Origin of the sequence: Kaistia granuli DSM 23481, from assembly GCF_000380505.1 — a bacterium.
GTDB classification, from domain to species: domain Bacteria; phylum Pseudomonadota; class Alphaproteobacteria; order Rhizobiales; family Kaistiaceae; genus Kaistia; species Kaistia granuli.
Genome location: NZ_AQYH01000005.1, coordinates 223,009 through 248,289 on the forward strand (window position 1 = coordinate 223,009; position 25,281 = coordinate 248,289).

Here is a 25,281-nt window from a genome sequence, read left to right on the forward strand (position 1 = left end):
CCCGGCGCGAGGAACGTCAATCCGTTGACGATTTTCTCAGGGCATGCCGCGTCGGCTCACGAATGCTTCCATGCCGAAGCGACCATCCAGCCGCCTGTCGCAAGACGGGCGCAAGGTGGTTCTCATCTCGGCAGCACGATTAAGGATGAGCAAAATGCCCAAGTTGAAGACCAAGAGCGGCGCCAAGAAGCGCTTCAAGCTCACGGGTACCGGACGCGTCAAGGCAGGCCAGGCCGGCAAGCGGCACGGCATGATCAAGCGCACCGCGAAGTTTGTCCGGAATGCACGTGGCACGACCACGCTTTCGGATGCGGATGCGAAGATCGTCAAGCAGTTCCTGAACGGCTGAACCGTCCCCTTTACCTGGAGTTTGAACCATGTCGCGAGTTAAGCGGGGCGTAACGTCTCACGCCAAGCACAAGAAGATCCTGAAGCGCGCTAAGGGCTTCTACGGTCGTCGCAAGAACACGATCCGGACAGCGAAGGCAGCGGTCGACAAGGCCGCCCAGTATTCGTACCGCGATCGCAAGGCCAAGAAGCGCAATTTCCGCGCTCTCTGGATCCAGCGCATCAACGCGGCAGTCCGCGAAGTTGCCGAGGGCCTGACCTACAGCCGCTTTATCGATGGCCTCGCAAAGGCCGGGATCGAAGTCGACCGCAAGGTGCTGGCCGAACTGGCAATCAGCCAGCCGGTAGCCTTCAAGGCGCTGGTCGATCAGGCTCAGGGCGCCCTCAAGGCCGCCTGAGTGGGGACGGTCGCCTCCGGGCGGCCTCCCGCCGGACTTTCCGGGGCCGGAACGCAACCGCGCCGCCGCCGCTTTTCGCGGCTGCGGCGTTTGGCGTGATCCGGCGAGCATTCCTCTTCGGATCGAACTGACGATGATCCGGCGCTCAACAGGCGCCCATGAGGAATGACATGTCCGATCTCGAACTTCTCGAACGCGACATCCGCGCGGCCATCGACGGGGCTTCCGACGAAGCCGCCATCGAGGCGGTCCGCGTCGCTGCCCTTGGCAAGAAGGGCTCCGTCTCCGAACTGCTGAAGGGCCTCGGCGCCATGTCGCCGGACGAGCGCAAGGTCATGGGACCGGCGCTGAACGGTCTTCGTGACCGTGTTTCCGAAGCGCTTCTCGCCCGCCGCGCCAGCCTCAAGCAAGCCGGCCTCGCCGCGCGCCTCGCTGCCGAGGCGGTCGATGTTACGCTGCCGCTGCGCGCGAGCCCGCTCGAGCAGGGCCGCATCCATCCGATCTCCCAGGTGATCGACGAGATCACGGCGATCTTCGGCGATCTCGGCTTCGCCGTCGCCGAGGGGCCGGACATCGAGACCGACCACTACAATTTCACCGCGCTGAATTTCCCCGTCGGCCATCCGGCCCGCGAGATGCACGACACCTTCTTCTTCAATCCGGACGAGAAGGGCGAGCGGTTGCTGCTGCGCACGCATACCTCGCCGGTGCAGATGCGCACCATGCAGGCCCAGAAGCCGCCGATCCGCATCATCGCGCCCGGCCGGACCTATCGCAACGACAGCGACCAGACCCACACGCCGATGTTCCATCAGGTCGAGGGCCTGGTGATCGACACGTCGAGCCATATCGGCCATCTGAAGTGGCTGCTCGAAGAGTTCTGCCGCGCCTTCTTCGAGGTCGACAAGGTCGAGATGCGCATGCGTCCGTCCTTCTTCCCGTTCACGGAGCCGTCGATGGAAGTTGACATCCGCTGCAAGCGGGTCGGCAACGAAGTGCGCTTCGGCGAGGGCGATGACTGGCTCGAGATCCTCGGCTGCGGCATGGTTCATCCGAACGTCATCCGCTTCGCCGGCCTCGATCCCGACGTCTACCAGGGCTTCGCCTTCGGCATGGGCATCGACCGCATCGCCATGCTGAAATACGGCATGCCGGACCTCAGAGCCTTCTTCGACGCCGATCAGCGCTGGCTGAACCATTACGGCTTCCGTCCGCTGGACCTGCCGACCCTCGTCGGCGGCCTGAGCTCGTAAGGAAAGATCCATGAAATTCACGCTTTCCTGGCTCAAGGAGCATCTTGAGACCAATGCCACGATCGACGAGATCACCGATGCGCTGACCCGTGTCGGCCTCGAGGTCGAGGGCGTCGAGGACAAGGCGAAGCGGCTCGCCCCCTTCACCATCGCCTATGTCGTCTCGGCCGTTCAGCATCCGAACGCCGACCGGCTGCGCGTCTGCATGGTCGATACCGGCTCCGGCGATCCCGTGCAGGTCGTCTGCGGTGCGCCGAACGCCCGCACCGGCATGAAGGGCGTGTTCTCGCCGGCCGGCACCTACATTCCGGGCAAGGACATCACGCTCGCCGTCGGCACCATCCGCGGCGTCGAGAGCCACGGCATGCTATGCTCGGAAGCCGAGCTGGAGCTGTCGGAAGATCATGACGGCATCATCGAGCTGCCGGATGATGCGCCGGTGGGCATGGCCTATGCCGAATGGGCCGGCCTCGGTGATCCCGTCATCGACATCGCCATCACGCCGAACCGCCCGGATTGCCTCGGCATCCACGGCGTCGCACGCGACCTGGCGGCCGCCGGCCTCGGCCAGCTGAAGGATCGCACGGTCGCTCCGGTCGAGGGCAAATTCCCGTCTCCGGTTGGTGTCACCTTCGATTTCGGCGATACGCCGCCGCTCACCCCCACCTTCGCGCTCCGCATGGTGCGCGGCGTTAAGAACGGCCCGTCGCCGGAATGGATGCAGCGCCAGCTGCGCGCCATCGGCCTCCGGCCGATCAACGCGCTGGTCGACATCACCAACTACCTGACCTTCGATCGCGGCCGGCCGCTGCACGTCTTCGATGCCGCCAAGGTCAAGGGCGATCTCGTGGTGCGGCGCGCCGTCGGCGGCGAGACGCTGCTGGCGCTCGACGGCAAGACCTATACGCTCGACCCGTCGATCTGCGTCATTTCCGATGACAACGGCATCGAATCGCTCGGCGGCATCATGGGCGGCGAGGCGTCAGGCTGCTCCGACGACACCGTCGACGTGCTGATCGAATCGGCGCTGTGGGAGCCGCTCAACATCGCTCAGACCGGCCGCAAGCTCGGCATCAACTCGGATGCGCGCTACCGCTTCGAGCGCGGCGTCGACCCGGCCTTCATGCTGCCGGGCCTCGAGCTCGCCACCCGCCTGGTGCAGGAACTCTGCGGCGGCGAGGCGAGCGACGTGGTCGTCACCGGCGCGGCGCCCGAGCCGCATCTGTCGCTCGCCTTCCCGATTTCGGAAGTGAAGCGGCTGGCCGGCATCGATCCGACCGAGGACGAGATCCGCGCCATCTTGACCGCGCTCGGCTTCACCGTCGCCGGCAAGGCGCCCGTGCTGACGGTTGGCGTGCCGTCCTGGCGGCCCGACATCGACGGCAAGGCCGATCTGGTCGAGGAAGTGATGCGCATCCGGGGCGTCGACAGCGTGCCGTCGACGCCGCTGCCGAAGTCGGAAAACGTCTCCAAGCCGGTGCTGGCGCTGGCGCAGACCCGCACCCGTCGATCGAAGCGGGCGCTGGCCTCGCGCGGTCTCGTCGAGGCGGTGACCTGGTCGTTCGTCGCGAAGCCGGTGGCGGAAGCCTTCGGCGGCGGCAAGCCGGAACTGGCGCTCGCCAATCCGATCTCGACCGACATGTCGGACATGCGGCCGAGCCTGCTGCCCGGCCTGCTGCTGGCAGCCCAGCGCAATGCCGATCGCGGCATCGCCGATCTCGCTTTGTTCGAAGTCGGCCAGATCTTCCGCGGCATCAAGCCGACGGACCAGCTGACCGCCGCCACCGGCATCCGCCGCAACACGGCAACCGTGAACGGCGCTGGCCGCCACTGGCAGGGCAAGGCGCCGTCGGTGTCGGTGTTCGACGCCAAGGCCGATGCGCTGGCTCTCCTGGATGCGCTGGGTGCGCAGGTCGACAAGTTCCAGATCGTCGCGGGTGCGCCGGCCTGGTTCCATCCGGGCCGCTCGGGCACGATCCAGCTCGGGCCGCAGAACATCATCGGTTGGTTCGGCGAGCTGCACCCGTCCGTGCTGGAGGCCCTCGACGTTTCCGGCCCGCTGGTCGGCTTCGAGATCATCTTGGACGCGATTCCGGTGCCGCGCGCCCGGCCGACCAAGACCAAGCCGCCGCTCGAGCTGGTGCCCTACCAGCCGGTGACGCGCGACTTCGCCTTCGTGGTGGATCGCAAGGTGGAAGCGGCGAAGCTGGTCAAGGCGGCGCAGGGCGCCGACAAGGCGCTGATCGCCGGCGTCTCGGTGTTCGACATCTTCGAAGGCGCGTCACTCGGCGCCGACAAGAAGTCTGTTGCCATCGAGGTGACGCTGCGGCCGACGCAGAAGACGCTGACCGACGAGGAGATCGACGCCGTCTCGGCCAAGATCGTCGCACAGGTCGGCAAGGCGACGGGGGGCGTCCTGCGCTCCTAACGCCTTCTGCTTTCGAAAAAAAAAGCCGCCCGGATGCGAGTCCGGGCGGCTCTTTGTTTGTGGGGCGGGCGAGGTGAGGCGCGGGCGGCCCAGCACCGGCGGTAGCTTCAAAAACGCCGAAGGCACCGGATTCCACCCGCGCGCGGGGGAATATCCGATGCCAAATCCAGCGATCAGGGATGGAAGGTCGACGCCGCGATGGGGGCGCGGCGGGCGGCTTACTGCAAGCTGACCGTCTCGAGGTCGTTCTCGTGCGCATTCATGACGACGGCCTCGCGGCTGTCGGAAATCATGAGCGGCGTGCCGCGTGCGTCGAGCAGGGCCCAGAATTTCTGTCCCGGCGCGATTTCGGGCGCATCGGGGAACAGTTCCTTGATGTTCTCGGACTGGATCGCCTTCACATAGGCGATCTGGCCATTGCCGAGGCCAGCGAAGGACTCGGGCGTCATATGGAAACGGGTACTCATGACAATCTCCTCATCAACGAGCGAGAGGATCGACGACCTTAGTCGCGAACGCCGATCTCGATCTTGCGGACGATCCGTTCCGGCGTCGGCCGGGCCAGGTCGATGGCAAGCAGTCCATCTTTCAACTCCGCCGAGATGATCTCGATCCCGTCGGCCAGCACGAAGGTCTTCTGGAACTGTCGTGCGGCGATGCCACGGTGAAGGTAGATCCGCTCGCGTTCGTCAGACTGGCGACCGCGAATGACGAGTTGATTCTCTTCCACGGTCACCTCCAGCGCCTCGCGGCTGAAGCCGGCGACGGCAAGCGTGATCCGTAGACATTCATCGCGCATGTCGGTCTTGGTTATCCGCTCGATATTATAGGGCGGATAGCCATCGCCCGACGCTTTCGCGACCCGATCGAGAGCTCGTTCGATCTCGTCGAATCCGAGAAGCAACGGACTGGAGAACGCAGAAACGCGCGACATCCACAAAGTCCTTTCACTAAGCGACCTTGTAACCGGACCCTCGAAGAGGCATCCGTCGGGACTATTCCCGTGGCCCCAATATGGTTGTCCCCGAAGCCGGCTTCAAGAACAGCGGCGGCGGATCGTCGATGGACCGATCCGGGACGGCGAAAGTCAGGGTTTCTCCCAGTTCCCCGACTGCTCCGAGCGGAACAACGCGTCGAGAACGGCCATGTTGGCGAGCGCGTCGTTGAGCCCGAACTCCCAGGGGCCCGTCCCGCGCACGGCGCGCGAGAACGCCTCCGCCTGCAGCGCATACTGGTCGACGGGCGGGAAGACGATCGTCTCGACCGGCTGGCCGGGGCCATGCACGTCGACCGTGATCTTCGATTTCTCGTCGGTCGGGGCGGAGAAGGGTGTCTCCATCTCGATCCGCCCCTCGGTGCCGACGATGCCGACGCGCTGATGGCGGAAGGCCTGGGTCGAGAGCTGGGCGCTGAACTGCCGGCCGCCGCCGAAATCGGCTGTTATCGCGGCTGAGCGGTCCGTCCGCATGGCCGGGTCGCGGTCGACCAGCGCCATCACGCGGACCGGCTCGGCGTCGAAGATCAGCCGCGCCGAGGCGATCGCGTAGCAGCCGATGTCGAGCAGGGCGCCGCCGCCCGTCTCCGGCCGGTTGCGGATGTTGGCGGGATCGACATTGAGGAAGGAGAAGAAGGTCTGCACCGCGCGCACCGGGCCGATGCGGCCGGAGGCGACGATCCTCGCCACCTCGTGCCATTGCGGATGGTGGCGGATCATGAAGGCCTCGCCGATCAGCACGCCTGGCGGCGCCGCCTTCAGGCGGAGCGCGTCGGCGAGATCGAGGCCGATCGGCTTCTCGCAGAGCACATGCTTGCCCTTTTCCGCCGCGGCCAGCGTAGTCTCGACATGCAGATGGTTGGGCAGCGCATTGTAGATGGCGTCGATCTCGGGGTCGTCGATCAGTTCCTGGTAGGAGCCATAGGCGCGCGGAATGTCGAATGCGGCGGCGAAATTGCGGGCATTTTCGAGCGAGCGCGAGGCGACGGCGTCGATCCGGGTCGAGGCGCTCTTCAGCATCGCCGGCACGACGCGCTGGCGCGCGATGCGAGCCGTGCTCAGAATGCCCCAGCGGACTTTCTCCGTCGCCGGCTCGCCTGCGAGGTGGCTCATCGATGTCGTCTCCCTCCGCATCGCCGGACATGCGATCCTGTCGGCTGTGACCTGCGTCATTGCAGAAGTCGACATGCTTCGTTAGGAAAACGCAAACGCTTCCGGCATCTGAGGAATTTTTCTGTCATGACGATCCGTCTGCATCGCGGCGACCTGCCCGATCTCGCCCGCTATGGCGCGTCGGTTGCGATCGACACCGAAACGCTGGGGCTCAATCCGCACCGTGACCGGCTCTGCGTCGTGCAGCTTTCCGCCGGCGACGGCTCGGCCGACGTCGTGCAGATCGCGCCCGGCCAGAAAGAGGCGCCGAACCTGGTCAGGCTCCTGACCGACCCGGCCGTCACCAAGATCTTTCACTTCGCCCGTTTCGATGTCGCTGTGCTCGGCAACGCCTTCGGCATCACGGTCGATCCGATCTATTGCACCAAGATCGCCTCGCGCCTGACCCGCACCTATACCGACCGGCACGGTCTCAAGGACCTGGTCAAGGAGCTGCTCGACGTCGACCTGTCGAAGCAGCAGCAGAGCTCGGACTGGGCGGCGGAGAAGCTGACCGAGGCGCAGCTCGCCTACGCGGCGTCCGACGTGCTCTACCTGCACGGCCTCAAGGCCAAGCTGGACGAGCGGCTGGCGCGCGAAAACCGAACCGAGCTGGCGGAGGCCTGCTTCCGCTTCCTGCCGACCCGCGCGGCACTCGATCTTGCAGGCTGGCCGGAAGAGGATATCTTCGCGCATTCCTGAGGGGCTTCGGCGCATTTTGCCGCGCGTCTTGGTTCGCGCCGCGAAATATCCATATAGGTAGCGCCTGTGACGCGGGCCCGAAGTGACGTGTAGTCGACATGAGAGCAGAGACGGCATGAGAGCGACGACTGACCCCAGCTGGTCAGCCCCTGGCCCCGGACAGTTCGATGACCGTGACGGCGTCGATGCGCGCTACCGCGCGGCCCGGCGCCATAGTGTTTTCGTCCGTATCCTGAAGATTGCGCTGCCGACGATCAGCCTGGTCGCCGCCGGCGGCTTCTTCCTGTTCACCTATTTCGTGCCGGACCTGCCGGAGGGCGTCTCCTTCGGTTCCATCGACGTCACCAACAATGCGGTTGTGATGGAGAGCCCGCATGTCTCGGGCTACACCAACAATGGCCGCGCCTACGAGCTGAAGGCCGACCGGGCCGAGCAGTCGCTGGAAAATACCAAGGTTGTCACGCTGCAGAAGATTGGCGCCACCATAGGCCTCGGCAATGAGGATACCGCGAAGGTCGACGCCACGACCGGCACCTATTATGCCGACACGCAGCGTCTGTTCCTCGACAAGGCGATCAAGCTGAAGACGTCGACCGGCATCGACGGAACGCTGGAAAATGCCGATATCGACATGAAGGCGGGGACGATGCGCTCCGACAAGCCGATCGATTTCAGCGCCCAGGGCAGCCGCATCCAGGCGAACAGCGTCGAAGTACAGGACCGCGGCAAGCGTGTTATGTTTCGGAATGGGGTAAAGGTGACGTATACAACCCCTGACGACTCGACTTCCCCGCAGCCCGCCGCACCTTCGGTGATCGAATGACAAGATTGTCCCACCGCCGTCTTCTCCTTGCCCTGGCGTTCCTGCCGATGGCCTTCGGCGCCGTCGAGGCGCGGGCGCAGTCCTCCGCTGATCTGTTCAAGGGCTTCCAGACCGGCCAGAAGGGCCCGGTCAATGTCGAGGCGGATTCGCTCGACGTCGTCGAGAAGGACGGCCAGCGGATCTCGACCTTCACCGGCAACGTCACCGTGACGCGCGGCGACAGCGTGCTGAAGGCCGGCAAGATCTCGATCTACTCCGCCGGCTCCAAGCCGGCCGCCGGCGCCGATGCCAAGGATGCGGCCAAGGATGGCGCCAAGCCGGCTGCCGCCAAGGAAGAGCCGTCGGCGCTGGAAGGCACGCTTCCCGGTGCCGGAAGCTTCACCCGCATCGAGGCGAGCGGCAAGGTCTATGTGAATTCCGGCCAGCAGACCGCGACCGGCGACAATGCCGTCGTCGACATGGTCGGCAAGCTGGTGACGCTCACCGGCAATGTCGTGCTGAGCCAGGGTCCGAACGTCATCACCGGCAACAAGCTGACCTGGGACATGACGACCGGTCGCGCCCGCGTTGACCAGACGCCGGGTGCCCGCATCCGCGGCATTTTCACGCCGGGCTCCGCCCCGGGCAAGACGCCCTGAGCGCACTTGCCGTCGAACGGGTCCCGTCCGGGATCAGCCTGAGGACAGGGTCCGGCCGCGCGCCGGACCATCGCACGGAGCGCCGGTGATTTTTTCGCGCCTTTTCAACAGTGGGTCGACGGCTCCGGCCGCAGCGGCACGCGAAGCCGAGCCGCAGGCGACCCGCTATGTCCAGGATGCCGGAGGGCCGGGCTGGCTCGTCGCGCATGGCCTTGGCAAGAGCTATCGCCGTCGCCGCGTCGTGCATTCGGCCAGCCTCGCCGTGGCGCGGGGCGAGGCGGTCGGCCTGCTCGGGCCGAACGGCGCCGGCAAGACGACGATCTTCTACATGATCACCGGCCTCGTCGCCGCCGATCACGGCCGCATCGAGCTCGACGGCAATGACGTCACGCAGATGCCGATGTATCGGCGCGCCCGGCTTGGCATCGGCTATCTGCCTCAGGAAACCTCGATTTTCCGTGGCATGACGGTCGAACAGAACATCAAGGCCGTGCTCGAGGTGGTCGAGCCGGACCGCCACAAACGCGAAGAGGAACTCGATTCGCTGCTGGCCGAGTTCCACATCAGCCATCTGCGCAAATCGCCCGCCATCGCGCTTTCGGGCGGCGAGCGCCGGCGCTGCGAGATCGCCAGGGCATTGGCCAGCCGGCCGGCCTTCATGCTGCTCGACGAGCCCTTCGCCGGCATCGATCCGATCGCCGTCGGCGACATCCAGACGCTGGTCCGCCACCTGACCCAGCGCGGCATCGGCGTGCTGATCACCGACCACAATGTGCGCGAGACGCTCGGCCTGATTGACCGTGCCTACATCATCCATGCCGGCGAGGTGTTGATGGAAGGGCGGCCGGAGGACATCGTCGCCAGCCCCGACGTGCGCCGGCTCTACCTCGGAGAGCAGTTTACGCTTTGATGGCGGCCCGCCATGCGATACCAAAAGGCTGAAATAAGCAAGTCTTGTACCAAGGCTTGCCGCGCCGCATTGGGACCCGCCGCCGAAGCATGGCTCTTTCACAGAAACTCCTGCTGAGGCAGAGCCAGTCGCTGGTGATGACGCCGCAGCTGATGCAAGCCATCAAGCTGCTCCAGCTCTCCAATCTCGACCTCGTCGCCTATGTCGATGCCGAGCTCGAGCGCAATCCGCTGCTCGAGCGCGACGAGCGCGACGGCCTGGCCGGCATCGCCCTGCCGTCGGAGAGCGGCGCCGACGCGGCCGAGGACCTCGCCAGCGCCAGGGATGTCGCCGAGGAGCGGCCGGACTGGCTGGAGACCCGGCTGGAGGTGTCGCCGGACGCCATCGCCGAGCGTCTCGACACCGATCTCGCCAATGTCTTTCCCGATGATCATGGCGCCGCCGCCGGCGAGGCCGCGGCCATGCCGCCGGTCGACCCCTGGTCGATGCCGTCGGAGCGCCACGCGGTCAGCAGCGACGACTACAATCTCGAGGCCTTCGTCGCCGAGCAGCGTTCGCTGGCCGGCCTGCTCGGCGACCAGCTCGGCCTCGCCGTCACCGATCCGATGCGCCGGCTGATCGGCCAGGCGCTGATCGACGAGGTCGACGAGGCTGGCTACATGCGCGGCAGCGTCGACGCCATCGCGTCGCGCCTGGGCGCCCCGGTGGCCGAGGTGGAGGCGGTGCTGGCGATCCTGCAGAGCTTCGAGCCGGCCGGCGTCTGCGGCCGCGATCTGGCCGAGTGCCTGGCGATCCAGCTCCGCGAGCGGGATCGGCTCGATCCGGCCATGGCGACGCTGGTCCGGCATCTGGATCTCGTCGCGCGGCGCGATTTCGCCCTGCTGCGGCGGCTCTGCGGCGTCGACGACGAGGATCTCGCCGACATGCTGCGCGAGCTGCGCGCGCTCGATCCCAAGCCCGGCAGCGCCTTCGGCTCGGCCCCGATCCAGCCGGTGGTGCCGGATGTCGTGGTGCGGGCGGCGCCGGACGGCAGCTGGCGCATCGACCTGAACGCCGACACGCTGCCGCGCGTCCTGGTCAACCAGAGCTACTACGCCACCGTGGCACGCCGCTCGAAGGGCGAGGATCGCGCCTATCTGACCGATTGCCTGCAGACCGCCAACTGGCTGGTGAAGAGCCTCGACCAGCGCGCCAAGACGATCCTGAAGGTGGCGACCGAGATCGTCCGCCAGCAGGACGCCTTCCTTGCCCATGGCGTCGCACATCTCCGGCCGCTCAACCTGAAGACCGTCGCCGAGGCGATCGCCATGCACGAGTCGACCGTGTCGCGCGTCACCTCGAACAAGTACATGGCGACGCCGCGCGGCGTGTTCGAACTGAAATATTTCTTCACCGCCTCGATTGCCTCTTCCGAGGGCGGCGAGGCCCATTCCGCCGAGGCGGTGCGCCACCGCATCAAGGCACTGATCGACGCGGAAGCGGTGGAGGATGTTCTTTCCGACGACGCGCTGGTCAAAATCTTGCGTGATGGCGGCATCGACATTGCCCGACGCACGGTCGCCAAGTACCGCGAAGCGTTGCGGATTCCGTCTTCGGTGCAAAGACGGCGCGAAAAGCAAGCCCTTCTCGTGACTTAAAGTTTAGGCGCCTACCCTTGCCTTGGGCTCGACGGATGACCAAGTCCAAGACATGATGGCGCCTGCCGGGAGCGGTTTCTTGACTTCCCGGCACGCTGTCACTAGAAGGGCGCGGCGCCAATGGCGGCCGGGGCCTCTGAGCCGGAGAAGCCCGGTTCGAAGTCTGGTAGGCCTTGGAAGAGCCGGAACGCGACGTGCCCGACGAGGCCTGCTCGACGTCTAGGCGGTGGGCGAGCCTCGGATCGCAACGACGACCAAGGGGTACGAGAAGTCCATGTCTCTGCGCATCTCCGGTAAGAATATCGAAATCAGCGACGCCTACCGCACGCATGTGGAAGGCCGGCTAGGCGACGCGATTGGGAAATATTTTGTTGGCGGCTATTCGGGGCGCGTGGTCCTCGAGCGCGATGGAACGGGCTATCGCGTCGATTGCGCTTTGCATCTCGATAGTGGCGCTGATCTCCACGCCGAAGGACGTGGCCACGAGATTTATCCGACCTTCGAGCAGGCGGCGGAGCGGATCGAGAAACAGTTGCGGCGCTACAAGCGCAAGCTGAAGGATCATCACTACTACGACCAGCGCAACGGCGCGGCGGATGCGGAGGCGAGCTATACGGTGCTCGCGGCGACGCCGGACGAGGACGAAGAGCTGGCGGTAGACTACAAGCCCATGGTGATTGCCGAGGAAACCAAGGCCCTGCGGATGATGTCCGTCTCGGGCGCGGTGATGGCCATGGATCTCGCAGAATCGCAGGTCGTCGTGTTTCGACACGCTGGCCATGGCGGCGTCAACGTCGTCTACCGTCGTCGTGACGGCAATATTGGGTGGATCGACCCGGCCCAGGCCGGCAAAGGGGATTCCGTCGGTAGTTAATTCCGCGTAAAGTCGGAAAGAGCTTTCGGCGCGCTCGGGGAGTGCGCCGAAACGACGGGTCTTAGACCAAAGGTTTGAACCGAGGCATTTTGAACCAAGTCATGGACCTCAGTGATCTTATAAGCCTGGACGGCATCGTCCCGGCCCTGAAAGCCAATGGCAAGAAGCAGGCGATTCAGGAACTGGCCGAAAAGGCCGCGAAACTGACCGGTCTCGACGAACGGCAGATCTTTGACACCCTGCTGCAGCGTGAACGCCTTGGCTCGACCGGTGTCGGTAACGGCATCGCTATCCCGCATGGCAAGCTGGCGGCGCTGACGCGCATTCATGGCATCTTCGCCCGCCTGCCCAAGCCGATCGATTTCGAATCGCTTGATGACCAGCCGGTCGACCTGATCTTCCTGCTGCTGGCGCCGGAAAACGCCGGCGCGGACCACCTGAAGGCGCTCGCCCGCATTGCCCGCCTGCTGCGCGAGCCCGGCCTCGCCAACAAGCTGCGCGCTTCCGGCGACCAGGCGGCCCTCTATGCCGTGCTGACGGAAAGCTGCACCGCGGCAAATGTCGTGACGGGCTGACGCCACCGCAAAGTCGAGCTAGAGTGCCCCCGCGTGACTTTGGCGCGCGCCGGGGGCCTTTCCATGAAGATCGTGCATAGTCTCGCCGGCCTGCTGATGCTTCTCGCATGCGATGCGGGCGGATCCGTGGTCGCGGCGGGACAAACGCTGGAAGAAGCGTTTCGCGGCCAGGCCACCGGCGTTGGCCGTTTCAAGAGCCGCATCGCCGGCGTCGATCGCGGCTTCGTCGTCACCACCAAGGGACGGCGCAGCGGCGAGCACTTCATCCTCGACCAGGTCTTCCGCTTCGACAATGGCGCGATCGACCGCCGCACCTGGCGCTTCCGTCGCACTGGCCCCGATACCTATGTCGGCACGCGCCAGGACGTCGTCGGCGAGGCCGCCGTCCGTGTCGAGGACGACCGCATCCGCATGTCCTACGACCTGATCACGCGGGGCAAGGACGGCGGCAAGCTCCAGCTGCATTTCGAGGACACGATCCGGCGCACGGGCCGTGACACCATCACCAACAATGGTGTGATCTCGACGCTCGGCATGAAGGTCGGCTCGGTTGACGTCACCTTCAAGCGCCAGAAGGTCGACCGCAAGCGCGGCCGCGTCCAGGAGACGGCCCGGCGATAGGGCCGGCCATTCGGCTCCCTGAGGTCCAGGCTCGGTTCAAGCCTCTCCCTAGGGAAGGGCTTGGCTCCCACCGGGCTCCGAGGCGGCATACAGACCTCCGCAACGCGCCCCTCCTTCTGCCTCCCCCTTTTGGCGAGGGCGGGGTGGGGGTGTCACCTCGGTGCGGAGAACGATCTTCGAACCGTTTCTCTCGGAAGGGGCGGAGTCGGTACCCCCTCCCTAACCCTACCCACAAAGGGGAGGGGATGCCAGGTGGGGCTAGTGCGCCTCGTCCCAATTGTCGGCGGCGCGGGCGTCGACGTTGAGCGGTACGCTGAGGGCGACCGCGGGCGAGGGCGCGTTCTCCATCACGCGGGTGACCAGCGCCAGCGTCGGCTCGACCTCGGCCTCGGGCACTTCGAAGATCAGTTCGTCATGCACCTGCAGCAGCATGCGGGCGTTGAGGCCCGCGTCCTGCAGTGCCGGCTCGACGCGGATCATGGCGCGGCGGATGATGTCGGCGGCGGTGCCCTGCAGCCGCGCATTGATGGCGGCGCGCTCGTTGAAGGCGCGGATCGAGGCGTTCTTCGAGGTGATCTCGGGATAGTGGCAGCGGCGACCGAACAGGGTCGTCACATAGCCGACGTCGCGGCAGATCCGCTTGGTCTCTTCCATGTAGTCGCGGATGCCGGGGAAGCGCTCGAAATAGCGCTTGATATAGGCGCCGGCTTCCTCGCGGGCGATCGACAGCTGGTTGGCCAGGCCAAAGGCCGAGATGCCGTAGATGATGCCGAAATTGATCGCCTTGGCGCGCCGGCGCACGTCGGCCGGCATGCCCTCGACCGGTACGCCAAACATTTCCGACGCCGTCAGCGCGTGAATGTCGATGCCCTCGGAAAAGGCGGTTTTCAGCTGCGGGATATCGGCGATTTCGGCCAGCAGCCGCAGCTCGATCTGCGAATAGTCGGCCGAGACCAGCTTGTGGCCGGGCTCGGCGATGAAGGCGGCGCGGATCTTGCGCCCCGCCTCGGTGCGGACCGGAATGTTCTGCAGGTTCGGCTCGGACGAGGACAGGCGGCCTGTCGTCGTCGCCGCCAGCGCGTAGGAGGTGTGAACACGCTTCGTCTCGGCGTTCAGATAGGTCGGCAGCGCGTCGGTATAGGTCGAGCGCAGCTTGGTCAGTTGGCGCCAGTCGAGGATTTTCTGCGGCAGCTCGTAGCCCTGCTCGGCCAGGTCCTCCAGGATGCTGGCGCCGGTCGCCCATGCACCAGTCGCCGTCTTGGTGCCGCCGGGCAGGCCCATCACGCCGAACAGGATGTCGCCGAGCTGCTTCGGCGAGCCGACATTGAAGGGCTGGCCGGCCAGTTCCTGGATCTCGGCCTCCAGCGCGCCGGCCTTCTGGGCGAATTCGCCGGAGAGCCGTGACAGGATCGACCGGTCGATCGAGATGCCGCGCCGCTCCATTGAGGCGAGCACCGGCACCATCGGCCGCTCCAGCGTCTCGTAGACGGTCGACATGCCCTCGGCGGCCAGGCGCGGCTTCAGCACCTGCCAGAGGCGCAGCGTGACGTCGGCATCCTCGCCGGCATAGTCGCTGGCGCGGTCGATCGGCACGCGGTCGAAAGTGATGCGGGCCTTGCCCTTGCCGGTGACGTCGTCGAAGGAGATCGGCTTGTGGCCGAGCCATTTCTCCGAAAGCGGATCCATGCCATGCGTGCCGCGTCCGGCGTCGAGCACATAGGACATCAGCATGGTGTCGTCGAAAGGCGCGACGTCGATGCCGTGGCGGGCCAGCACCAGCCAGTCATATTTGAGGTTTTGCGCCACCTTGAGCACGGCGCGGTCTTCCAGAAGCGGCTTCAGCAGCGCGAGCGCGGTGCGGATCTCGATCTGGCCGGGCAGGAGCCCTTCCGTGAACAGCCCGTCGCCCTCGCCGCGATGTGCGAGCGGGATGTAGCAGGCCTCGTTCGGCGCGACGGCGAGCGAAACGCCGACCAGCTCGGCCTGCATCGGGTCGAGCGAGGTGGTCTCGGTGTCCACGGCGACGACGCCGAGCTCGGTGGCGCGCGCGATCCAGGCCCAGAGACGTTCCTCCGAGGTGATGGTCTCGTAGTGCGAATGGTCGAAGGGGATCGCCTTGACGGCGCTGGCGCGGGCGGCGGCGAGGCCGGCCGGCGTCAGGCCGCCAATATCCTCGATCGCCGGCTGCGGCGTGCCGTCGGGGCCGATCGCCGGGGCCGCCGCCGCTCCCGTGTCGCGTCCCCTGGCGATCAGCGCGCCATCCGCCTCGACGGCGCCGGATTCGACGCCCGTCGCCGCGGCGACGCGGCCGGTCAGCGTCGTGAATTCCATCGCCTTCAGGAACGAGATCAGCTGTTCGCCGATGACCGGACGGACGCCGAGCCGGTCGATCGGCTCGTTGACCGGCACGTCGCGGTCGAGGGTGACCAGCTGCATCGAGATGCGCGCCAGCTCGGCATTGGCGATCAGCGCCTCGCGCCGCTTCGGCTGCTTGATCTCCCCGGCGCGCTGCAGAAGCGTCTCGAGATCGCCATAGGTTTCGATCAGCTGCGCCGCCGTCTTGATGCCGATGCCGGGGACGCCGGGAATGTTGTCGACGGAGTCGCCGGCCAGCGCCTGCACGTCGACGACCTTCTCCGGCGGCACGCCGAATTTCTCGATCACCTCGTCGCGGCCGATCGTCTTGCCCTTCATCGTGTCGAGCATCAATACGCCCGGCTCGATCAGCTGCATCAGGTCCTTGTCGGAGGCGACGATGGTGACGTCGGCGCCGGCGGCGACGGCCTGCTTGGTGTAGGTGGCGATCAGATCGTCGGCCTCGAAGCCTTCCATCTCGATCGACGGCACGTTGAAGGCGCAGACCGCGTGGCGGATCAGGCCGAATTGCGGCCGCAGGTCCTCTGGCGGCTCGGGCCGCTGCGCCTTGTACTTGTCGTAGAGCGCATTGCGGAACGTGGTGGAGGAGTGGTCGAAGATGACGGCCAGATGGGTCGGCTTGACGCCCGCCTCGTTCGCTTCCTTGAGCAGCCGCCACAGCATGTTGCAGAAGCCGGCGACGGCGCCGACGGGCAGGCCGTCCGACTTGCGCGTCAACGGCGGCAGCGCGTGGTAGGCGCGGAAAATATAGGACGAACCGTCGACCAGGAAGACGTGGTCTCCCTTCTGGACGGGACGGGAGACGATGGCGGGAGCGAGCGTGTCTGACATGCGCGGACTATGCCCGCGAGCATCCGATTTGGCTACAGCATGCGTGGCGATGGCAGGCGGTTCTGCTGCCATTCCGCTGCCACGCAACGCTGAACAGCTAGCGAATGGTGGCCGGAACGGTCGCGACGACGCTGGCAACGGCCAGGCAGGCGGTGATGCCGCTGAGGGCGAGCACCATCTGCATCAGCGGGCCGGCGGCGAGACCGGCGGCGGCGGCGATGGCGACGATCAGGCCGAGGCCGAAGGCGCCGCCGAGGCTCGCCAGCCTCTCGCGGGCGAAGGCGGCGACGATGGCGCGCAGGCTCGACGCCGTCAGCAGGCCGAAGATGACGAAGGCGGCGAACAGCGCCCAATCCTCGGCGGGCGGCAGGATCGGGGCGAACGGCGCCAGGCCTGTCAGAGCCGCGGCGCCGAGGATCGGGCGGCGGGACAGGGCGGTGACGCTGGTGGCGGCGAGCGCGCCGGTGATGTAGGACAGCGCCAGCAGGGCGATCGGCGTCAGGGTGGCGAGCGCGGTCGCGGAATCGAAGGAGGTCTTGCCGCCGACGAACAGGACGAGCGTCGTGCTCAGCGCCATCGTCGCGGCGAGCCGGACGGTCTTCCGCTGGGCGTTTTCGGTCTGCGCTGCCTGTGCCATTGCCGCCTTCTCCGGATATCTCTCATTTCCGTAACGAAATGTCGCAGCAAAGGGTTCCCGGCGCTGTTAAGCGGATCACACGGATCGCGCGGGTTGTGGACGAGCCGTCGCCGGCACCGGCGATGGCTCCGAGGGGGCAGGCAATTCCCCTCAAATCGCCGTATTCATCGGGCATTCGGGGCCCAGATCCTGCGCGATTAGCGCTTTTTTGACCTTTGTGTGGAAGACGAAACCAGTATGGCGAGACCGATTCCGGGGCGAGATCGGATCGAACCGGTGCTCGACAAGCCGCAGGAGACGGAGTCGAGCGCGTTCGACATCCGGCTCGGCGAGGACGATCGTCCCGCCGGCGGCCGTGGCGAGCAGCGCTTCGGCCGCGAGCGCGCCGAACCGCCGATCGACCGGCCCAAGGACCGATCAAAGGACAGATCGAAGCGCGGGGAGCGCGCCGCCGAGGAGCGGAGCGAGCCGGGCTTTGGCGACGATGCCATGGGGCGGGACGAACCCCGCTGGGACGAGCCGGGCCGCGAAGAGCCGCGCTGGAGCGAACCGGCACAGGAAGACGCGACGAACCGCCCGCGCGGCCGGCGCGCGCCTGAGGCCGCACCCAAGCTGGAAGCGCCCGCCGGTCGTTCGGAGCGCCCGGGGCGCGACCGCCGCGAGCCGGAACTCGGCGCCGCCGAACGGCGTGTCCGGGCTGCGGAACCGGAGCCTTTCGACGCTGACATAGAGGATGCGGAATTCATCGATCTCGATGAAGATGACCCCATGGCTGATTCCCGCCGATCCAGATCCCGTCGCGGCAAAGCGCCGACCCGCAAGAAGGGGCGCGCGCGCGGCCGCAAGCGTGCCAGTGGCTCCGGTCTCGGCCGGTTCCTCCGTGGTAGCCTCAAATGGGCGCTGATCCTGATGTTCTGGGGCACGGTGGCGGTCGGCGGCACCATCGCCTATTTCGCCACCCAGCTGCCGTCGACGGCCAATTGGGCCGTGCCGAAGCGGCCGCCCAACATCAAGGTGCTGGCCAATGACGGCTCGCTGATCGCCAATCGCGGCGATACCGGCGGTGAATCGGTCCGGATCGACGAATTGCCGCCCTATCTGAGCCAGGCGGTCATCGCCATCGAGGACCGCCGCTTCTACAGCCATTTCGGCGTTGACCCGTTCGGCCTTCTGCGCGCGGCCTATGTCAATTTCCGCTCCGGCGACGTCGTCCAGGGCGGCTCGACGGTGACGCAGCAGCTGGCCAAGAACCTGTTCCTGACGCCGGAACGCAGCCTCGATCGCAAGATCCAGGAAGCGATCATGGCGCTGTGGCTGGAGAGCAAATACTCCAAGGCGCAGATCATGGAATCCTACCTGAACCGCGTCTATCTCGGCGCCGGCGTCTATGGCGTCGATGCCGCGTCGCGGCGCTATTTCGGCAAGTCGGCCCGCGATATCTCGCTGAAGGAAGCGGCCATTCTCGCCGGCCTCCTGAAGGCGCCCTCGACCTATGCGCCGACGCGAAATCCGGCGGCGGCGAATTCCCGCGCCAATGTCGTGCTCGGTGCCATGCGCGAGGCCGGCTTCATCACGACCGCGCAGCAGAAGGAAGCGGCCGCGATCACCATCAAGGCGAAGCCGGAGGCGGAAGGCGGCGCTGGCCGCTATGTCGCCGACTGGGTCGCCGATCTGGTGCCCGACGTCGTCGGCGCGCTGGAGCAGGACGTCGTCGTCGAGACGACGATCGATCCGCATCTGGAGGCGGCGGCCGGCCAGGCCCTGACCGAGGCGCTCGACAAGAGCGGCAAGTCGTTCGGCGTGTCGCAGGGTGCGCTGGTGGCGATCGATGGCACCGGCGCGGTGCGCGCGCTGGTCGGTGGCCGCGATTACCAGAAGAGCCAGTTCAACCGCGCTGTCGAGGCCAAGCGTCAGCCGGGCTCGGCGTTCAAGCCTTTCGTCTTTCTGACAGCGCTCGAGTACGGCCTGGTGCCGGAATCGATCCGTGTCGACGAACCGACCCGGATCGGCAATTGGGAGCCGAAGAACTACAGCAAGCAGTTCAAGGGGCCGGTGACGCTGCAGTCGGCGCTGGCGCTGTCGATCAACACCATCGCCGTGCAGCTTGCCAACGAAGTCGGTCCCGACCGCGTCATCAAGACGGCTGAGCGGCTCGGCATCACCTCGACGCTGCAGCCGAACCCGTCGCTGGCGCTTGGCACCTCCGAGGTCAGCCTGCTGGAGCTCACAGACGCCTATGTGCCGTTCGCCAATGGCGGCTATTCGGCGCCGCCGCATGTGATCACCCGGGTCAAGAACGTCGATGGCAAGACTCTGTACGAGCGGCCGGGCGCGGCGGCGAGCCAGGTGATCGATCCGTTCTATGTCGGCATGATGAACAGCATGCTGACCGACACGCTGCAGCGCGGCACCGGCCGCAAGGCGGCGATCGCCGGCTGGCAGGCGGCGGGCAAGACCGGCACCACCAACGATTCCAAGGACGCGCTGTTCGTCGGCTACACGGCCAACCTCACCACCGGCGTCTGGCTCGGCAATGACGATTCGAAGCCGACCAAGCGCATGACCGGCGGCAGCCTGCCGGCGCAGATCTGGCAGCGCTTCATGACCGAGGCGCATAAGGGCGTCACCGTCGCGGCCTTGCCGGGCAACTACAATTATCGCGATCCCGACAGCTTCCAGGAGACGCCGACCGAGTTCGACGGCCAGTCGACCGTACAGGGCGGCCTCGTCGACGAATACGGCCAGGTGGTCGGCGGCGGCGGCCAGCAGCCGCAATACCAGCCGTCGGGCCAGCCGCAATATCTGCAGCCGCCGGCCGATGGCCGGGCGTTGGGGCAGGGCCAGGCGCAGGGGCGCGATCCGAATCAGGGCGGGCCGCCGGTCGGCCGGGCCGACAATGGCGGCCAGTATGGCGGCTACGCCGATCCCGAAACGGGGAATGGCTGGAGCGACGGCGACTATCAGGAGCCGCCGGCTGGCGCCCGCATCTACCGCGACGGCGATCCCGACTATGGCGTCGAGCGTGGCGCCCCGATGCCGCCGGCCGGCGTTGGCGAGGACGGCCAGGCCGGGGTCTATCAGGCGCGTCCGCATCGCCGCAACCTGATCGACCGGCTGTTCGGCGGCTGAACGGCCGCCGAACCGCCTCCCTCCGCATTCCGGCCTGCCGGCGTTCGACAATGGTGGACATTGTCGGCAGGGCGTGGATAGTGACGCCGCCGCGCCTTCGTGGTGCTTCGTTTCGCGGCGTGCATCGTCGCCCGGGGATGCATGCGCACCCTGCCCAGGGAGTTTCCGGCAATGGCCGACAAGCGCAGTCTCTACAGCGAGCTGGCCATTGAGCCCGGTGCGACGCCGGCCGAGATCGACAAGGCCTATCGCCAGCGCGCCCGTGACGCGCATCCGGATGCCGGTGGCACCGCCGCGGCCTTCCACGCGCTGTCGCATGCCTATGCCATCCTGTCGGATCCCGAGCGCCGCAAGGCCTATGACGAGACCGGCTATGAGGGCGAGCTCGCCGCCGACGACATCGCCGGCCGTGCCATGGAGCGGATCCAGGCGCTGGTGGTTTCCGTACTGGAGAGCGACCTGCCGTTCGAGGCGGTCGATCTGATCGCGCCGATCCGCGACACGCTGACCAAGCAGAAGGGCGATATCGGCGCCGGCATCCGCAAGCTCGAGAAGCAGGCGAAGCGCGCCGAAGCGATGGCTGCCCGCTTCCGTCGCCAGTCCGGCGACAACGTCATCCGCAAGGCGCTGGAGCGCCGCGCCGCCGATACCCGCGAGATGGCGGAAAAGACCCGGCGCGAGGAAGCGGTGTTCGCCAAGGCGATCGAGCTCTTGGCCGACTACACCTTCGATTTCGAGCCGCCACGGCCCGCCCCGCCGAAGCCGCCCGAGCCGCCCAAGGCCGCGGAGCCGCCGAAGCCGACCCCGCCGAAGCCGGGAACCAGGACGCTCAACCTCGTCCGCTGAACCCGCCTATCCGGCGCTGGCGCGCGCCCGGGCGTAGTACTGGCGGATGAAGTCGCGCTCGACCAGCAGGTTGCGGAATTCGTCCGCGTCGGGGCCGTCATAGATCAGCGTGTACGGGCCACGGAAGCCGGCAGCGTCGGCGGCGTCCAGGCAGCGGCGATAGTCCTCGGCCTGCAACACGCCGCCGCTGAAATCTGCCTTGGCGTGGCAGCAGATGGCGAGGTCGAAGATCGCTTCCAGATCGGCATATTTGCCTTCACCCGACCAATTGCCGAAATCGCCGTTGAGGCCGACCGTTTCGTCGAGGCGATCGAACAGGTAGCGGACCTCGCGCGGCCCCGGCAGAAGCTCGAACCAGTTCTCGGTCACGACGCGGACGCCGCGCGCCTCGCCATAATGGCCGAGCCGGGTCAGGCCGGCGATGCTCATGTCGAGCGCCTCGCGGCTTGGCTGGCTGCGCCCGGCAATCACGCGCGCCTGCTCGGCGCCGAACTGGGCGGCCGTGTCGATCCAGCTTTCCATCCAGGCGAGATCGCGCTCACGCGTCGCCGGATCGGTGATGTCGCCATATTCGATCAGCAGCGTCTGCAGCGTGACGCCGGCCTCGGCCAGCGCCGCCCGGAAGGCGGCGGCGTAGCCGGCGTCGCGACGTGGAACATGGAACGAACAGACCTCGATGCGGTCGATGCCGAGGGCGGCCACGGCGCGCGGCATGTCGAGCAGCGTCAGCCGGCCGGGACCATAGGTCGGCTCGGCGACGGCCTCGACATCATGATCGGGCCGGTTCGGGAAGGTCAGGCCGAGCGCCCGGTGCAGGCTCCAGCTCGAAATCGCCAGCGCCGGCGACGTCCCGTGGGTCGTGCTGTCTTGTTTCATCGGTCGGTCCGGTGCCTCTGCTGGAAATCGTGGCGCGGGGAGGTGGCGCGGTACATGGCGGATATCAGTCGGCGCCGACGGCGTGCAGCGACGCGCCGTGCCGGTTGAGCCAGGCCTTGGCCTCGTCCATGCCGGGGCAGATCGCGGCGACGTGGCGCCAGAAACGGTCGGAATGGTTCATTTCGCGCAGATGCGCCACCTCATGCGCGGCGAGATAGTCGAGCACGGCGGGCGGCGCCATGATCATGCGCCAGGAATAGGCGATCGTTCCGGTCGAGGAGCAGGAGCCCCAGCGGCTGGTCGGATCACCGAGGCGAACCGTCTTGACCTTGACGCCGAGCGTCGCGGCATGGCGCGCGGTCGCCGCCTCGAGGTCGCGGCGCGCCTCGCGCTTCAGGAAATCGGTCACGCGGCGGGGGAGGTGCTCGACGCTGCCGGTGACGAGCAGGCGCCGCTCGCCTTCGTGCTGGTCGATCCGCACCAGGCCGCGCCCGGCATGGTGGACGATGCGGTGCGGCTCGCCGCGCAGCGGGATCCAGCCGCCATCGACGATCGGCGTCGCCGCCGGCAACGCCGCGAGGCGGGCCCGCAGCCAGCCGCGATGACGCTCGAGAAAGTCGCGCGCCTCCGCCAGCTTGCCGCGCGCCGGGATGGTGACGACGGGTTCGCGGACCGAGCCGCGCAGGCGCAGCGTGTAGCGCAGCGCCCGGTCGTTCCAGAGCAGCGCCACCCGCACGGGTGCGCCGTCGATCTCGACATGGCAATGGTCCGGCTTGGCCGGCGCGGCGCGCTTCGAAGCCTGCGTGAGGCGGGAAAGAAAACCCATGCGTTCAGTCAGTATCGAGTGATTCGTCGTTCGATCATGGCACGAAAAAGGGCCGCCCTGAGGCGGCCCCTCCCAATCGATCGTGGCGGAGATCAGAGGTCGATGATCGGACCGCTGTCGCGCTGGCCAGACGTCGGGCCGGCAGGGTTGGTGTCGCGGCGGGCCGCGTCGCGCTCGGCCTTGAAGCGGTCGAACTCCTCCTGGTCGCGGGCGCGACGCAGGTTGCGGACGAAATTGTCGAATTCGGCGCGTTCTTCCTCGAGCTTGCGACGCTCCTCGTCGAGCCGCTTCAGTTCGGCCGCGCGATAGTCGTCGAAAGCGGCATTGCCGCTCTGGCTGTAATAGGTCGAGCGGTTCTCACGCCCGCCCCGCCAGCCGCAACCGGCGAAGGAGCGCTTGAAATCATCGCGCACGCCTTCCGCGTTGCGGCGGAACTCGGGCAGCCTGTCGCCCCAGATGATGTAGGCGAGCATGGCGAGGCCGAGCGGCCAGAACACGAAGAAGCCGAGGACCATCAACGCGATGGTGAGCGGCGTCCATCCCGGACGCAAGGCCTGAGTATGGGACATGGAACCTTTCCTCTCTCGCACCCCCAACGCAACGGAAGTGGGAAAGGTCGGATCGCGATTCAAGAGAAAACCGGAAACCTAGCCCGATGTGATCCTGTCGGAGGCTTCCGTCGCGGCCAGCAGGCGCTTCGCCTGGCCGATCCAGTCGTCCCGGCCGATGCGGCCCCGCAGCCCGAGCCTGGCGTCTAGCGCGGTCGCCTGCTTGGCCGTCAGCCGGGCCAGCTGCGCCAGGCGGACGATGCCGGCGGCGTTCAGGCTCGCCTCCAGCTTCGGCCCGATGCCGGCGATGCGTTTCAGGTCGTCGGCCGGCGTGGCCGGCGACGCCTTCTCGGCGGCAACGACTTTCGGCCGGGCCCTCGCGACAACCGGCTTTGGCGCCGCAATGCCGACCGGGGCCGGTCTGCCCGCTGACTTCGCGACCACCGGCTTCGGCGCCGCCGCCTCGGACGGCGTCGTCGCCGGCGCGGCGCGGCGCGGCTGGTTGTGGGTCAGCACGAAATCGCTGATGCGCGGCGCGATCTCGGCGCGGAAGCGCGAGCCGTTGAAAACGCCGTAGTGGCCGACCTTCGGCTGCACGTAATGCGCCCGCATGTCGGCCGGGATGTTGGTGCACAGATGCTGCGCCGCCTCGGTCTGGCCGACGCCGGAAATGTCGTCGTTCTCGCCCTCGACGGTCAGAAGCGCGATGTTGCGGATCGCCGTCAAATCGACCGGCACGCCGCGATGGGTCATCGTGCCCTTCGGCAGCGCCTGCTGGATGAACACGGTGTCGACGGTCTGCAGATAGAACTCGGCCGTCAGGTCCATCACGGCGAGGTATTCGTCGTAGAAGTCGCGGTGCTTGTCGGCGCTATCACCGTCGCCCTCGACCAGATGCTTGAACAGGTCCTGATGCGCCGTGACATGGCGGTCGAGGTTCATGCCCATGAAGCCGGAGAGTTGCAGGAATCCCGGATAGACGTCGCGCAGCGCGCCGGGGTGCGGGAAGGGCACCTTCATCACGACATTCTCGGCGAACCAGTCGAGGCTCTTGCCGGTGGCGAGTTCGTTGACGGCGGTCGGATTGATGCGGGTGTCGATCGGCCCGCCCATCAGCGTCATCGAGCGCGGCGCCAAGCGGTCGCCCGCCGCCTCCATCAGGGCGGCGGCGGCGATCACCGGCACCGCCGGCTGGCAGACGCCAACCACATGCACGTCCTCGCCGAGGAAATGCAGCATCTCGATGAGATAGTCGATGTAGTCGTCGAGATCGAACGAGCCATCGGCGAGCGGCACCATGCGCGCATCGACCCAGTCGGTGATGTAGACCTCATGCCGGGGCAGCATCGCCTCGACCGTGCCGCGCAGCAGCGTCGCATAGTGGCCCGACATCGGCGCGACGATCAGCAGCTTCGGATCCTTGCGCGGCTTTTCCAGCGCGCGCTCGAAATGCAGCAGTTCGCAGAACGGCTTCCGCCAGACCGTCTTTTCGGTGACCGCGACGCGCGTGCCGCCGACCAGCGTGGTGGCGAGGCCGAAGCTCGGCTTGGCGTAGCGGCGCGTGGTGCGTTCGAACAGTTCCAGCCCGGCCTGCCAGTTGCGGCCGAGCGGCGTCTGGCTGATCGGGTTCAACGGGCTTTTCAGAAGCAGGCTGAACATGTCGGCGGCCGCCCGCATGGGCGACATCGCGGCATGGTTCAATTCGTAAAGCTCATAATAAGACAAGGGACCCATTATGCCGTCCATCTGCCGCTCCCCTGGGGATCGGACCGGCCGGGTATTCCGTCGGGCAGTAGGGGCGGCGGCCAGCCTTGTGCAATGCAGCATGTAAGGATGATTTTCACCCCGATGCAAGAGTT

Annotated in this window: 23 protein-coding genes; 14 read left to right on the forward strand and 9 right to left on the reverse strand. The window is 66.8% G+C overall.

Features of this window, described 5'->3' with window-relative positions; all coding sequences use genetic code 11:
* Nucleotides 1–154: 154 nt before the first annotated feature.
* The 4 genes from rpmI to pheT all read left to right on the forward strand — a co-directional run bounded on the left by rpmI (nucleotide 155) and on the right by pheT (nucleotide 4,427).
* Nucleotides 155–349: a 50S ribosomal protein L35 gene (rpmI, locus tag G342_RS0106735; RefSeq protein WP_018182351.1), complete on the forward strand. Its 195-nt coding sequence runs from the start codon at nucleotides 155–157 to the stop codon at nucleotides 347–349.
* 28 nt (nucleotides 350–377) lie between these two features.
* Nucleotides 378–746, forward strand: coding sequence for a 50S ribosomal protein L20 (gene rplT, locus G342_RS0106740; RefSeq protein ID WP_018182352.1), 369 nt, complete (start codon nucleotides 378–380; stop codon nucleotides 744–746).
* A 170-nt stretch (nucleotides 747–916) separates the two neighbouring features.
* Complete coding sequence (gene pheS / locus G342_RS0106745; protein WP_018182353.1) at nucleotides 917–1,999, forward strand: phenylalanine--tRNA ligase subunit alpha; 1,083 nt, start codon at nucleotides 917–919, stop codon at nucleotides 1,997–1,999.
* 10 nt (nucleotides 2,000–2,009) lie between these two features.
* Nucleotides 2,010–4,427, forward strand: a complete 2,418-nt coding sequence (pheT, locus tag G342_RS0106750; RefSeq protein ID WP_018182354.1) for a phenylalanine--tRNA ligase subunit beta — start codon at nucleotides 2,010–2,012, stop codon at nucleotides 4,425–4,427.
* A gap of 218 nt (nucleotides 4,428–4,645) precedes the next feature.
* Here pheT and G342_RS0106755 read toward each other — a convergent pair whose 3' ends face one another.
* The 3 genes from G342_RS0106755 to G342_RS0106765 all read right to left on the reverse strand — a co-directional run bounded on the left by G342_RS0106755 (nucleotide 4,646) and on the right by G342_RS0106765 (nucleotide 6,534).
* On the reverse strand, nucleotides 4,646–4,894 hold the full coding sequence (locus tag G342_RS0106755; protein WP_040878371.1) for a BQ00720 family protein: 249 nt from the start codon (nucleotides 4,892–4,894) through the stop codon (nucleotides 4,646–4,648).
* Between the two features lie 38 nt (nucleotides 4,895–4,932).
* Nucleotides 4,933–5,361 (reverse strand): Hsp20 family protein, encoded by a 429-nt coding sequence (locus tag G342_RS0106760; protein ID WP_018182356.1) that lies wholly within the window; start codon nucleotides 5,359–5,361, stop codon nucleotides 4,933–4,935.
* 153 nt (nucleotides 5,362–5,514) lie between these two features.
* Entirely contained in the window at nucleotides 5,515–6,534 is a 1,020-nt protein-coding gene (locus G342_RS0106765) for a Gfo/Idh/MocA family protein (RefSeq protein WP_018182357.1), read from the reverse strand.
* 126 nt (nucleotides 6,535–6,660) lie between these two features.
* Here G342_RS0106765 and G342_RS0106770 point away from each other — a divergent pair, with 126 nt between their 5' ends.
* The 8 genes from G342_RS0106770 to G342_RS25200 all read left to right on the forward strand — a co-directional run bounded on the left by G342_RS0106770 (nucleotide 6,661) and on the right by G342_RS25200 (nucleotide 13,353).
* A complete protein-coding gene (locus G342_RS0106770) occupies nucleotides 6,661–7,275 on the forward strand; it encodes a ribonuclease D (RefSeq protein ID WP_018182358.1) in 615 nt (204 codons plus the stop codon).
* Nucleotides 7,276–7,390: 115 nt separating this feature from the next.
* Nucleotides 7,391–8,098 (forward strand): LPS export ABC transporter periplasmic protein LptC, encoded by a 708-nt coding sequence (gene lptC / locus G342_RS0106775; RefSeq protein ID WP_018182359.1) that lies wholly within the window; start codon nucleotides 7,391–7,393, stop codon nucleotides 8,096–8,098.
* Nucleotides 8,095–8,736, forward strand: coding sequence for an LptA/OstA family protein (locus tag G342_RS23490; RefSeq protein ID WP_026304194.1), 642 nt, complete (start codon nucleotides 8,095–8,097; stop codon nucleotides 8,734–8,736). Before lptC ends, G342_RS23490 begins: the two co-directional genes overlap by 4 nt.
* Nucleotides 8,666–9,646 carry an LPS export ABC transporter ATP-binding protein gene (lptB, locus tag G342_RS0106785; RefSeq protein WP_083931142.1) on the forward strand — a complete coding sequence of 327 codons (981 nt, stop codon included), beginning with the start codon at nucleotides 8,666–8,668 and terminating at the stop codon, nucleotides 9,644–9,646. Before G342_RS23490 ends, lptB begins: the two co-directional genes overlap by 71 nt.
* Nucleotides 9,647–9,735: 89 nt before the next feature.
* A complete protein-coding gene (gene rpoN, locus G342_RS0106790) occupies nucleotides 9,736–11,283 on the forward strand; it encodes an RNA polymerase factor sigma-54 (protein ID WP_026304195.1) in 1,548 nt (515 codons plus the stop codon).
* Between the two features lie 274 nt (nucleotides 11,284–11,557).
* The gene (hpf, locus tag G342_RS0106795; RefSeq protein WP_018182363.1) at nucleotides 11,558–12,157 is read left to right on the forward strand and encodes a ribosome hibernation-promoting factor, HPF/YfiA family; all 600 of its coding nucleotides are present in this window, start codon (nucleotides 11,558–11,560) and stop codon (nucleotides 12,155–12,157) included.
* 101 nt (nucleotides 12,158–12,258) lie between these two features.
* Entirely contained in the window at nucleotides 12,259–12,732 is a 474-nt protein-coding gene (ptsN, locus tag G342_RS0106800; protein WP_018182364.1) for a PTS IIA-like nitrogen regulatory protein PtsN, read from the forward strand.
* A gap of 63 nt (nucleotides 12,733–12,795) precedes the next feature.
* The gene (locus G342_RS25200; RefSeq protein ID WP_156830842.1) at nucleotides 12,796–13,353 is read left to right on the forward strand and encodes a DUF3833 family protein; all 558 of its coding nucleotides are present in this window, start codon (nucleotides 12,796–12,798) and stop codon (nucleotides 13,351–13,353) included.
* Between the two features lie 258 nt (nucleotides 13,354–13,611).
* Here the strand turns inward: G342_RS25200 and polA are convergent, their stop codons facing one another.
* Together polA and G342_RS0106815 are read right to left on the reverse strand one after the other, a co-directional pair.
* Nucleotides 13,612–16,560: a DNA polymerase I gene (gene polA, locus G342_RS0106810; protein ID WP_018182366.1), complete on the reverse strand. Its 2,949-nt coding sequence runs from the start codon at nucleotides 16,558–16,560 to the stop codon at nucleotides 13,612–13,614.
* A gap of 97 nt (nucleotides 16,561–16,657) precedes the next feature.
* Nucleotides 16,658–17,197: a hypothetical protein gene (locus G342_RS0106815; protein WP_018182367.1), complete on the reverse strand. Its 540-nt coding sequence runs from the start codon at nucleotides 17,195–17,197 to the stop codon at nucleotides 16,658–16,660.
* 237 nt (nucleotides 17,198–17,434) lie between these two features.
* Between G342_RS0106815 and G342_RS23500 the strand changes: the two genes are divergently transcribed.
* Complete coding sequence (locus G342_RS23500) at nucleotides 17,435–20,326, forward strand: PBP1A family penicillin-binding protein (protein ID WP_018182368.1); 2,892 nt, start codon at nucleotides 17,435–17,437, stop codon at nucleotides 20,324–20,326.
* Between the two features lie 171 nt (nucleotides 20,327–20,497).
* Complete coding sequence (locus G342_RS25205) at nucleotides 20,498–21,172, forward strand: DnaJ domain-containing protein (RefSeq protein ID WP_018182369.1); 675 nt, start codon at nucleotides 20,498–20,500, stop codon at nucleotides 21,170–21,172.
* 6 nt (nucleotides 21,173–21,178) lie between these two features.
* Here the strand turns inward: G342_RS25205 and G342_RS0106830 are convergent, their stop codons facing one another.
* The 4 genes from G342_RS0106830 to phaZ form a co-directional block, all read right to left on the reverse strand.
* Nucleotides 21,179–22,048: a sugar phosphate isomerase/epimerase family protein gene (locus G342_RS0106830; RefSeq protein WP_018182370.1), complete on the reverse strand. Its 870-nt coding sequence runs from the start codon at nucleotides 22,046–22,048 to the stop codon at nucleotides 21,179–21,181.
* A 64-nt stretch (nucleotides 22,049–22,112) separates the two neighbouring features.
* Nucleotides 22,113–22,874, reverse strand: a complete 762-nt coding sequence (locus tag G342_RS0106835) for a M48 family metallopeptidase (protein WP_018182371.1) — start codon at nucleotides 22,872–22,874, stop codon at nucleotides 22,113–22,115.
* Between the two features lie 92 nt (nucleotides 22,875–22,966).
* Nucleotides 22,967–23,443, reverse strand: coding sequence for a DUF2852 domain-containing protein (locus G342_RS0106840; RefSeq protein WP_018182372.1), 477 nt, complete (start codon nucleotides 23,441–23,443; stop codon nucleotides 22,967–22,969).
* A gap of 78 nt (nucleotides 23,444–23,521) precedes the next feature.
* Nucleotides 23,522–25,156: a polyhydroxyalkanoate depolymerase gene (gene phaZ / locus G342_RS0106845; RefSeq protein WP_018182373.1), complete on the reverse strand. Its 1,635-nt coding sequence runs from the start codon at nucleotides 25,154–25,156 to the stop codon at nucleotides 23,522–23,524.
* Nucleotides 25,157–25,281: the final 125 nt, after the last annotated feature.